Source organism: Pelomonas sp. BJYL3 (genome assembly GCF_027257975.1).
In the GTDB taxonomy this organism is placed as follows: Bacteria; Pseudomonadota; Gammaproteobacteria; order Burkholderiales; family Burkholderiaceae_C; genus Roseateles_B; species Roseateles_B flavus.
Genome location: NZ_JANZKX010000002.1, coordinates 136,563 through 146,151, shown reverse-complemented (window position 1 = coordinate 146,151; position 9,589 = coordinate 136,563). Strand labels below are relative to the sequence as shown.

The 9,589-nt window shown below is 66.0% G+C and carries 12 protein-coding genes; 7 read left to right on the top strand and 5 right to left on the bottom strand.

Annotation, left to right across the window (positions count from 1 at the left end; genetic code table 11):
- Positions 1 to 151: 151 nt before the first annotated feature.
- The 4 genes from O9Y01_RS06330 to O9Y01_RS06315 form a co-directional block, all read right to left on the bottom strand.
- Positions 152 to 628: a hypothetical protein gene (locus O9Y01_RS06330; protein ID WP_269630688.1), complete on the bottom strand. Its 477-nt coding sequence runs from the start codon at positions 626 to 628 to the stop codon at positions 152 to 154.
- A gap of 34 nt (positions 629 to 662) precedes the next feature.
- Complete coding sequence (locus O9Y01_RS06325) at positions 663 to 968, bottom strand: NIPSNAP family protein (RefSeq protein ID WP_269631377.1); 306 nt, start codon at positions 966 to 968, stop codon at positions 663 to 665.
- 144 nt (positions 969 to 1,112) lie between these two features.
- Positions 1,113 to 1,586 (bottom strand): hypothetical protein, encoded by a 474-nt coding sequence (locus O9Y01_RS06320; protein WP_269630687.1) that lies wholly within the window; start codon positions 1,584 to 1,586, stop codon positions 1,113 to 1,115.
- A 97-nt stretch (positions 1,587 to 1,683) separates the two neighbouring features.
- Positions 1,684 to 2,061, bottom strand: a complete 378-nt coding sequence (locus O9Y01_RS06315; RefSeq protein WP_269630686.1) for a hypothetical protein — start codon at positions 2,059 to 2,061, stop codon at positions 1,684 to 1,686.
- 380 nt (positions 2,062 to 2,441) lie between these two features.
- On the opposite strand from O9Y01_RS06315, the gene O9Y01_RS06310 reads away from it, so the two are divergent.
- Both O9Y01_RS06310 and queE read left to right on the top strand, forming a co-directional pair.
- Entirely contained in the window at positions 2,442 to 3,548 is a 1,107-nt protein-coding gene (locus O9Y01_RS06310) for a 6-carboxytetrahydropterin synthase (RefSeq protein WP_269630685.1), read from the top strand.
- A gap of 10 nt (positions 3,549 to 3,558) precedes the next feature.
- Positions 3,559 to 4,206, top strand: a complete 648-nt coding sequence (gene queE / locus O9Y01_RS06305; RefSeq protein ID WP_269630684.1) for a 7-carboxy-7-deazaguanine synthase — start codon at positions 3,559 to 3,561, stop codon at positions 4,204 to 4,206.
- A 170-nt stretch (positions 4,207 to 4,376) separates the two neighbouring features.
- On the opposite strand, the gene O9Y01_RS06300 is transcribed toward queE, so the two are convergent.
- Complete coding sequence (locus tag O9Y01_RS06300; RefSeq protein ID WP_269630683.1) at positions 4,377 to 5,705, bottom strand: dicarboxylate/amino acid:cation symporter; 1,329 nt, start codon at positions 5,703 to 5,705, stop codon at positions 4,377 to 4,379.
- A 437-nt stretch (positions 5,706 to 6,142) separates the two neighbouring features.
- On the opposite strand from O9Y01_RS06300, the gene O9Y01_RS06295 reads away from it, so the two are divergent.
- The 5 genes from O9Y01_RS06295 (at position 6,143) to O9Y01_RS06275 (ending at position 9,547) form a co-directional block, all read left to right on the top strand.
- A complete protein-coding gene (locus tag O9Y01_RS06295) occupies positions 6,143 to 6,472 on the top strand; it encodes a nucleotide pyrophosphohydrolase (RefSeq protein WP_442952718.1) in 330 nt (109 codons plus the stop codon).
- Between the two features lie 32 nt (positions 6,473 to 6,504).
- Positions 6,505 to 7,176 carry a 3'-5' exonuclease gene (locus tag O9Y01_RS06290; RefSeq protein WP_269630682.1) on the top strand — a complete coding sequence of 224 codons (672 nt, stop codon included), beginning with the start codon at positions 6,505 to 6,507 and terminating at the stop codon, positions 7,174 to 7,176.
- A gap of 155 nt (positions 7,177 to 7,331) precedes the next feature.
- On the top strand, positions 7,332 to 7,850 hold the full coding sequence (locus O9Y01_RS06285; protein ID WP_183102481.1) for a GNAT family N-acetyltransferase: 519 nt from the start codon (positions 7,332 to 7,334) through the stop codon (positions 7,848 to 7,850).
- Between the two features lie 465 nt (positions 7,851 to 8,315).
- On the top strand, positions 8,316 to 9,032 hold the full coding sequence (locus tag O9Y01_RS06280) for an AbrB/MazE/SpoVT family DNA-binding domain-containing protein (RefSeq protein ID WP_269630681.1): 717 nt from the start codon (positions 8,316 to 8,318) through the stop codon (positions 9,030 to 9,032).
- Positions 9,029 to 9,547, top strand: a complete 519-nt coding sequence (locus O9Y01_RS06275; protein WP_269630680.1) for a hypothetical protein — start codon at positions 9,029 to 9,031, stop codon at positions 9,545 to 9,547. The genes O9Y01_RS06280 and O9Y01_RS06275 overlap by 4 nt, the downstream gene beginning before the upstream one ends.
- Positions 9,548 to 9,589 lie beyond the last annotated feature (42 nt).

Sequence of the window (9,589 nt, the reverse complement as noted above, 5' to 3'; positions counted from 1 at the left end):
CGCTCGGCCAACCGGTCCGTCGGGCTCACCAGGAAGAGCGCTTCCTTGCACGCCCCCTGGGCACCCGAGACTTAAAGCCCTGCGGCACAGCGCGCCCGCCCACCCAGCCTGTCAACACAGCGTGGCTGCTGGTCTGTTTCCCGAACGCCCGCTATTCAACGGACGCTCGCCCCGATGCGTTCCCGATCTGGCCGTCGAGAAGAGGGGATGCAGGCGCTGGCTGAATGCCCAGCACCTTGCCAAAACTGCCGCCCGCCCACATGAAGCTCACAAAGGCGACCAGCTCCACCAGCTCGGCGTCGCTGAAGTGCTCGCGCAGCATCTGCACCTGGCTGGCCTCGATGGCCCGGTGGTCCGCTGCAAAGGCCTCTGCAAAGGCCACGGCCAGCGAGGTGCGCAGGCTCGCGTGACTGCGATCGGGCGGACCGGCCTTGGCCTGGCAATAGGCACAGCCGTGCCCCAGGGCCAGGGTGCGCCGGACCTGCTCCAGCAGATCGGCGGGCAACAGGGAGCGCGTGAAAAAGGTCTCTTCCAGGGCAGACCAGGGCCCGAGCACATGCGGCGCATGGCCCATGACACGTTCGTAGTTCGTGGTGCCGAGAGTCGAGAGGGGCAGGTGTGCGGACATGGCTTGGTTTGTAGAGGTGGTGGTCGAGGACCTGTCAGGCCAGCACCGGCCTGAAGAAGGACCGCTCGTAGCTGCGGATGCAGCGCGTCTCCTGAGCATGGCGAAAGGCCGCCTGGCAGCCGGGGTCCTCCGCGGACTTCAGACGGTATTGCTCGTAGGCCGCCAGGCTGGGAAAGGAGAACAGGGCCAGGGCGACATCATTGGCCCCCTCGCCGGGCAGGAAATAGCCGTGGTGCTGGCCGCCGAACTGCTGGACCAGCGGGATCCACAGACGGGCGTAGTGCTCGAATTCCGGGATCTTGGCGGGGTCCAGGACATAGCGGACATGGCAGGTGATCATCTTCAACAATTCCCTCAACGCTGCATGCAGCGCTCGATGCTCCGGCTGCCGTTCCTGGGCTCGGGCTCGTCGCAGCACTTCTGAAACTGCCACGTGCCAGAGCGGGCCTGGGAGACTTGCCGCAGCCCTTGGTGGGCGGATTCGTCAGCCGGATGCTCCTCCTCGAGCAGGACGGCTGCGGAAAACCAGATAGGACAGCAGAACGAAAAGGCCGCTGGGAACAAGGACCAGCAGCGCCAATGCTCCGCGGTGGATCGAAACGCGGGGCGTCAGCAGGCCGGCCTGCGCCGCAGCCAGGAAAGCCTGGGCACGGTACTCCATTGTCGTGCAGCTGAGCGCCTGCTCATGGCGGCGAAAGGTCGTGATGCGCTCGCGGCTGACGGCGTCCTTCCACTGGACAAAGGGAACGACCAGACGGGCGTCCATGCGCCACAGGAACCGCTCAACCGGACCGGCGATCGGCAGCAAGAACTGCGGGCAAGGTTCACTCGCCGCGACCTCGAAGGACGGTGCCCGGAGCACGGCATTCAAGACCAGGGCCAGGACAAGAAAGGTCCAGGCGCTGGACAGGCCGGCAGCGACCTTCTGCCACAGGGGTCGTTGGATGGAAAGCAGCATGCGAAGGGTCAAGTTGGCCTCAGGGGATGGTCGATGGGCTGCCATGCTAACGCTGCGAGGACCGGTGCGTTCGTGACCGCCTGATGCATCGAGATCCTCAGGCGGCACCCAGATACCGCACCAGCCCCAGGCTCAGCGCCATCAGGTAGCCATGGGCAAAGCGGTCCATGCGCAGCACGCGCAGGCCCTTCTTCGCCCGCCACTGGCCCATCAGGCCCATGGTCGCGCCCACGGCGAAAGGCGTGAGCAGCAGGTTGAGCACCCGCAGTGCCGGCTGCTGGACCAGGTGATGCGGCACCAGCCACAGGCTCAAGCCCCCCAGCAGGGCCCCGAGCAAGAGGTAGCCGGCACTGCTGATCCAGGGCGAGGGTTCCGCGCGAAAAGGGGCCAGCAGGGCACGCCCGCCAACTTCCAGGACCAGGGCCAGCAGGAATTCACCCACCAGCTCCACGACCAGTTCCGCCAACCATTCCATGCCTTCAAGTCCCTTCTTGTGCAGCCACGGGCGGCACGATGCCCGGGCACGGCGGGCGGGTCAAGGCACAAGCCTGTGGACAATTCTTGAACAAGCCAGGGCTTATCCACAGGCCGGACCGGATCGGGGAAGTTGTTGTCGAAACGCGCGGATGCAATCCCGGGTGGCGCGCACAGGCTTTGTGGTGATGCAAGTGCTTGTCGCAAAAAGGATTTGCGCACTTGTCCACAGAATCTGCCGTCCTCTACTACTCCTACCAGATAAAGATCTTTAACTACTGTTGTTGAAAGACGGGACGTGAAAAAATCGGGGATTGGCCTTCCGGCGGGCCTCAAGACCGCTTCCGGCCCGCTTCCTGCCACCTCGCTGGCATCTTCCTGATGAACACCACCTCGCTCTTCTGCGCCTCGGCGGGCTTTGAGTCCGCCTGCCGCATCCCGGCTCTGCCGGCCCCGCACCGCGCCCATGGCCTGCATGGCCACAGCTACTTCGCCACCGTGCGGGCCGATCTGCCCGCCGGCTGGGCGCCCTTCCCGGGCGGCGAGGTGGAAGCGCTGCGCGAGCGCCTGGCCGCCTGCGTGGCGCCCCTGGATCACGGCTTGCTGAACGAGCAGATCGACAACCCCACGGACGAGAACATCGCCCGCTGGATCCGCCATCGCCTGGCCACGGAGTTCGGCGTGCCGGGCATCCAGCAGGTGGGCATCCAGAGCACCACGCATTCGGGCGTGGACCTGGATGTCTCCGGCAAGGCCCATGTCTGGCGCCGCTACCGCTTCCAGGCGGCTCACCAGCTGCCCAATGTGCCCCTGGGCCACAAGTGCGGTCGCATGCACGGCCATGGCTTTGAGGTCATCCTGCATGCCAACCAGGACCTGGGCGAGCGCGACCTCAGCATCGACTACGACCACCTCGACGAGATCTGGGCCCCCTTCCATGCCCAGCTCAACTACCACTGCCTCAACGAGATCGAGGGCCTGCACAACCCGACCAGCGAGGTGATCTCCGCCTGGCTGTGGGACCGCATCCGCCCGCAGCTGCCCGAGCTGTCCTGGGTGACGGTCTACGAGACGGGTTCCAGCGGCGCCAACTTCGATGGCGCGAACTACCGCATCTGGAAGGAGATGACCCTGGACAGCGCCGTGCAGCTCAAGCGCGCGCCGGACGGCCATCCGCAGCGCGGCATCCATGGCCACACCTTCACGCTGCGCCTGCACCTCTCGGCGCCGCTGGACGCGGTGATGGGCTGGACGGTGGATTTCGGTGACGTGAAGACGCTGTTCAATCCGCTGTTCAAGGCCCTGGACCACCACCCCCTGCACGAGATCCCCTCGCTGGCCGACAGCGACACCGCCTCCCTGGCCGCCTGGATCCTGCGCGAAGGGTGCCAGGTCTTGCCCCAGATCGATCGCGTGGACCTCTACGAGACCCGGGGCTCGGGCGCGCTGGTGAGCGCCGCCGCGGCCGATGAACTCATTCCCGTCTGAGGCCGCCGCGATGACTTACGCCGTCAAGGAACGCTTCTACACCCTGCAGGGCGAAGGCGCGCAAGCCGGCCGCCCGGCCGTGTTCTGCCGCTTCGCGGGCTGCAACCTCTGGAGCGGCCGCGAGCAGGACCGCGCCAGCGCCGTCTGCAATTTCTGCGACACGGATTTCGTGGGCACCGATGGCGAGGGCGGCGGCAAGTTCGCCACCGCGGCCGAGCTGGCCGATGCCATCGACAGCCTCTGGCCGCGCGATGCGCAAGGCCAGCGCCTGGGCCGCCCCTACGTGGTGTGCACCGGCGGCGAGCCCCTGCTGCAGCTGGACACGCCCCTGATCGAGGCCCTGCATGCGCGCGGCTTCGAGATTGCCGTCGAGACCAACGGCACGCAGCCCGCCCCGGAAGGCCTGGACTGGATCTGCGTGAGCCCCAAGGCCGATGCCGAGATCGTGCTCACGAAGGGCCACGAGCTGAAGCTGGTCTACCCGCAGCCCCTGGCCATGCCCGAGCGCTTCGAGCAGCTGGACTTCCAGCACTTCTTCCTGCAGCCCCTCGACTCCATCCTGCAGAAGCAGCACACGCGCGAGGCGGTGGCTTACTGCATGAGCCACCCGCAGTGGCGGCTGTCGGTGCAGATGCACAAGGTGGTGGGCATCGCCTGACGCAGGCCACCTCTGCACGTGTTGCGCCCTTGGCGCGCGCCAGGCCACAGGCTGCATGCCTGTTGCGGAGTCTCGCCGTTAGCAGGCCTGCGTAGTCGCAGGCCGTGAACGAAAAAGCCCCGGCAGAGCGGCCGGGGCTTTGGGTTGGGAGCGGCGCCAGCCGCGTTCGCTCAAGCAGACAGGTGTGCCGTCTGCTGGTCCAGCACGGCTTCGGGAGACTCGGCTTCCTGCTCGGTCTCGGCATTGAGACGCGCCTGCAGCTGAGCCGTGTCCAGGTCACCCGTCCACTTGGCGACGACCACCGTGGCCACGCCGTTGCCGATCAGGTTGGTCAGCGCGCGGGCCTCGCTCATGAAGCGGTCGATCCCGAGGATCAGCGCCAGGCCGGCCACCGGCACGCCGCCCACCGCCGAGAGCGTGGCTGCCAGCACGATGAAGCCGGAGCCCGTCACGCCGGCCGCGCCCTTGGAGGTCAGCAGCAGCACGGCCAGCAGGGTCAGCTGCTGCGTGAGGCTCATGGGCGTGTTGGTGGCCTGTGCGATGAAGACCGCGGCCATGGTCAGGTAGATCGAGGTGCCGTCCAGGTTGAAGGAGTAGCCCGTGGGGATGACCAGACCGACGGTGGACTTCTTGGCGCCCAGGTTCTCCATCTTGGCCATCATGCGCGGCAGCACCGATTCCGACGAGGACGTGCCCAGCACGATCAGCAGCTCCTCCTTGATGTACTTGATGAACTTCAGGATGGAGAAGCCATGCGCGCGGGCGATGCTGCCCAGCACGATGAAGATGAAGAGCAGGCAGGTCAGGTAGAAGCTGCCCATCAGCTTGGCCAGCTGCACCAGCGAGCCCAGGCCGTACTTGCCGATGGTGAAGGCCATGGCGCCGAAGGCACCCACGGGGGCCAGCTTCATGATGTAGCCCACGATCACGAAGAGCACGTGCGAGCTCTTCTCGATGAAGTCGAACACCAGGGTGCCGCGGCCGCCGAAGCGGTGCAGGGCGAAGCCGAAGAGCACGGCCACCAGCAGCACCTGCAGCATCTCGCCCTTGGCGAAGGCGTCGAACATGCTGCTGGGGATGATGGCCAGCAGGAACTCGGTGGTGTTCTGCATCTTGCCCGGGCCCGTGTAGGCGGCGATGCCCTTGGTGTCCAGGTGGGCCGGGTCCACGTTCATGCCCACGCCGGGCTGGAAGACGTTCACCACCACCAGGCCGATGATCAGGGCCAGCGTCGAGACGATCTCGAAGTACAGCAGGGCCAGGCCGCCGGTCTTGCCGACCTTCTTCATGTCCTCCATGCCGGCAATGCCCACCACCACCGTGCAGAAGATGATGGGCGCGATCAGCATCTTGATCAGCTTGATGAAGCCGTCGCCCAGGGGCTTCATGGCCGCGCCGGTTTCAGGCGCGAAATGGCCCAGGCAGACACCCACGAGGATCGCGAGGATCACCTGCAGGTACAGGGACTTGTAGAAGGGGGGTTTGGACACGGTCGCCATGGCAGCACCTCGTGAATCGGGTTGATGCGCTCATGGTGCGCCCGGAATTCGCACAAATCTGTACGTGGAATTGCAGATTTGAGGGGCCCTAGCGCAGCCAGCCGGCCGCTGTAAAGGCACAAGGCTGTGGACAAGTTTTGAGCAAGGCGGTGCTTGTGCACAGGGCAGGGTGGAGTCGCTCGACTTGTTGTCAAACCGTCCGCCCGAAAACCGGGGCTTCAACCACACACTTGTTTAGATAACAAGTTGTTGATTTGCAAAGGACAAATTGACTTGTCCACAGGAAGTGGCGCCCTCTACTAAGACTACCAAGTAAAGATTTCTATCTTGTCTTGTTGATATCAGCCCGGCAAAAAATCTCCTGCTGTTGCACGGCGTTCCCTGAACAGCCTCGCCGGACTTGGCGTGGGTCGGGCCTGCGTGCACACTCGCGGCCCATGATGAACATTGCCGACCTCCAGGCCCGCCTGCGCACCTTTGCCGCCGAGCGCCGCTGGGAGCCCTACCAGACGCCCAAGAACCTGGCCATGGCCATGGTGGTGGAGGCGGCCGAGCTGGTGGAGATCTTCCAGTGGAAGACGGCCGAGGAGTCCCAGGCCCTGGACGAAGTCACGCGGGTGCATCTGGGCGAGGAGATTGCCGACGTGATGCTCTACCTGCTGCAGATCGCCGACCATTGCCAGGTCGACATGGCCGCGGCGGTGGAACGCAAGCTGGCCCTCAATGCGAAGAAGTACCCGCCCCTGGCATCCGGCGCGGGCGATTGAAGGCAGCGTTGTTTGTGAATGGAATCCTGGGCGTGAGCGAGACCGTTGCCGTCATCGACTTCGAGACTTCGGGCCTGGGCCCGGCCAACGGCGGTCGCGCCACCGAGATCGCCGCCGTGCTGGTGCGGGGCGGCTGCATCGTCGGCGAGTACCAGAGCCTCATGCACACCGGCGTGCACGTGCCGCCCTTCATCGAGCAGCTGACCGGCATCAGCAACGAGATGCTGGAAGGCGCGCCGCCGGCCGAGCAGGTGATGCGCGAGGTGGCCGAGTTCACCCGCGGCTGCCCCATGGTGGCGCACAACGCCGGCTTTGACCGCGGCTTCTGGCAATTCGAGATGCGCAAGGCCGAGGTCGATCCGGATCCCGCCCACGAGTTCGCCTGCACCGTGCTGCTGGCCCGGCGCCTGTACCCCGAGGCGCCGTCCTGCAAGCTGGGGCAGCTCGCACGCTGGCACGAGCTGCCGGACATGGGTCGCGCCCACCGGGCCCTGGCCGATGCCAAGACCACGGCCCATCTGCTGATCCGCATGGAGCGCGACATCGAGCGGCAGTTCGAGCTGGAACTGGGTCTGGCCCCTGTGCGCCACGAGCTGCTGGCGCGGCTGCAGAAGGCCAACAAGACGGCCCTGAAGCGTTGCGTGAGCGACTACGCAAACGTCTGGCGCAAGCGTGCCCAGCAGGTGCTGCCGCTGCAGGCTTGACGGGCGCCAGGACCCCGCCTTCGCTGCAAAGCCCCATGGCTGCGGCCTTTGCGCCAAAACGTGCCTGAAAATATCGCCTTGTCAAGCGGCTCGATTTTGAGTTTTGCCCGCCACAATCCCGCCCTTCGTCTTTCATTTGCCGCTGGTTTCTTTGTATGTCGAGTATTCAGGTCCGTCCGGCCACGCTGCGTGACGCCAAGGCCATTGCTGAGATCCACGTCGCCGCTGCGCAGGACGCCTACAAGGATTTGCTGCCGGTGTCCGTGCTGGACAGCTGGTCTGTGCAGAAGCGCCAGGCCTTCTGGCGCGAAGCCATCGACCTGTGCGAGCCCCAGGTGATGGTCGCGCACATCGACAACGAGATGATGGGCTTCGTCGGCTTCGACCGCTCGCGGGACAAGGGCACGCCCTCCAGCACCGGCGAGATCTGGGCCCTCTACGTGGCGCCCAAGCACTGGGAGAAGGGCGTGGGCCTGGCCCTGTGGGACGCGGCCCGCGATGGTCTGCAGGAAGAAGGCTGCACCAAGGTCACGCTGTGGACCTATCTGCGCAATGAACGCGCCCTGCGCTTCTTCGAGCTGGCCGGCTTCAAGCGCGAGCTCAACACCACCAAGACCACCGAAGTGGGCTCGGTGCGCCTGGAAGAGCTGCGCCTGCATCGCTCCCTGGTCTGAGACACTGTTCCGCAGCGCCTGCTCGTGAGAGCCGGTGCTGCATTGAATCGCCCTTCGTGGCGATGACAGGCGCATCAAGCGCCGCGGCTCCTGTGCATGGGCCCTCTGCCAAGCGGCCTGCCATGCTGCCTGCACGGCCGGATTGCCGTGCCGCCGAGCCTGAAGCCGGCATGCTGCGCTGGCGCCCCCTCTCCGTGCCCTCGTCCCTCGACTGAGCCCTGCCTCGTGGCAGGGCGTGTTGCCATCGTCAGCATGGCTTGATGGCTTGTGGGCCCAGGCCTTCGGTCGCCGCCCTTTCCGCCGCCGCAGGCGGTCCCTGCATCCGCCTGCCTTCAGGGCGTTGGCTCGGGCCAGCGTCGACGGCCCCCCTTCCTCTTGCGCGGCTTCACCTCGCGCGCTGCTTCCTCGCATCGATGGTCCGTCGTGGTGGCAACGTCTGCCTACGCGCGCCCGTCCAGCTGCTGCATGGCAATCATCCGGATTCGAGAGATCCCCGTGTTCATCGGCCCTGTCGGCCTGATGGGTCGAATGAGGTCCTCGCTGGATCAGTGCGTGATCCAGGGTAAAGTAAGGGTTCCTTACTTTCCGAATTTCCAAAAAGTGCTCGCGAAGATTACCGCCAAGAATCAACTGACCTTGCCCAAGAGCGTGACCGAGCCCCTGGGGCCGGTGCAGTACTTCGACGTGCAGACCCGGGGCGGCCAAATCGTGCTGACCCCCGTGCGAATCCAGCGAGGTGATGCCCTGAGGGCCAAGCTGGCCGAACTGGCCCTCTCGCCAAAAACGCTGGAGGCCGCCCTGAGCTGGGCTGAAACGCAGATGGGGGCTGTCAAAACCATTGAGACCCCCAAAAAGGCAGCCGGCGCCAAGGCGGCAAAACCATTGAGTACCCCCGCCCCGAAAAAAGCGGTGGCCAAGAAACCAGGGGTCAGGAAAACGCAGGCCACCACGGCCGCCAGAGCCGGCAAGAAGGCCGGCGCCAAAATCATCGAGACCCACAAGAAGCCGGCCGCGGGCCTGCGTGCAAAACCATCGAGTGCCCGTCCGGCGGCGGCGGTGGTGGCCAAACCCGTCCGCAAGACGGCTGCAAAGCCATCGAGCAAGACCGCCAAGCCTGCAGCGGCTGCCAGTGCACGTAGCCGGAGCCAGCGCGTCGCGGCAGGCGCACGGCGCGTCGCATGAAGGCGGGCACCGCAAAGGCTGTGCAGGCAAAAGCAGGCAAGGAACCGGCAGGCAAGGGCCGCACGGCGGCACGGTCACGCAAGACCCGACCCTCGGGCGTCGTGCTGGACACCGCCCTGCTGCTGCAGGTCCTGCTCCACAACGATGCCGAGGGCACGCTGCTGCGCCAGGCCTGGCAGGACGGGCGCCTGCCCCTGCTGGTGTGCGCGGAAACGGCCCAGCTGCTGATGCTGAGCCTGGCCGCACCGGTGCTCAAGCTCAAGCCCGCGCAGCAACAGGAGCTGCTGGCCGATGTGCTGCCCTATGCACAGGTCTGCAAGCCCCTGCAAGGGCGCGCCGCCGCCCGCCTGCCACAGGGGCCGCTGCTGGCCCTGAGTCTGGCCCTGGAGGCGGGCGCCGGCCTGCTGCTGAGCGAGTCGGTGGCCCTGCGCAACCATGTCGCGCGGCAGGCCACGCGCTACCCGGGCCTGCGTGTGCGCACCCTGCGTGAATGGGTTGACGAATCGAGAACCTGAGCGCCGGTGCGGGCCGGGGCGATCTGATAGATTCACGCCCGC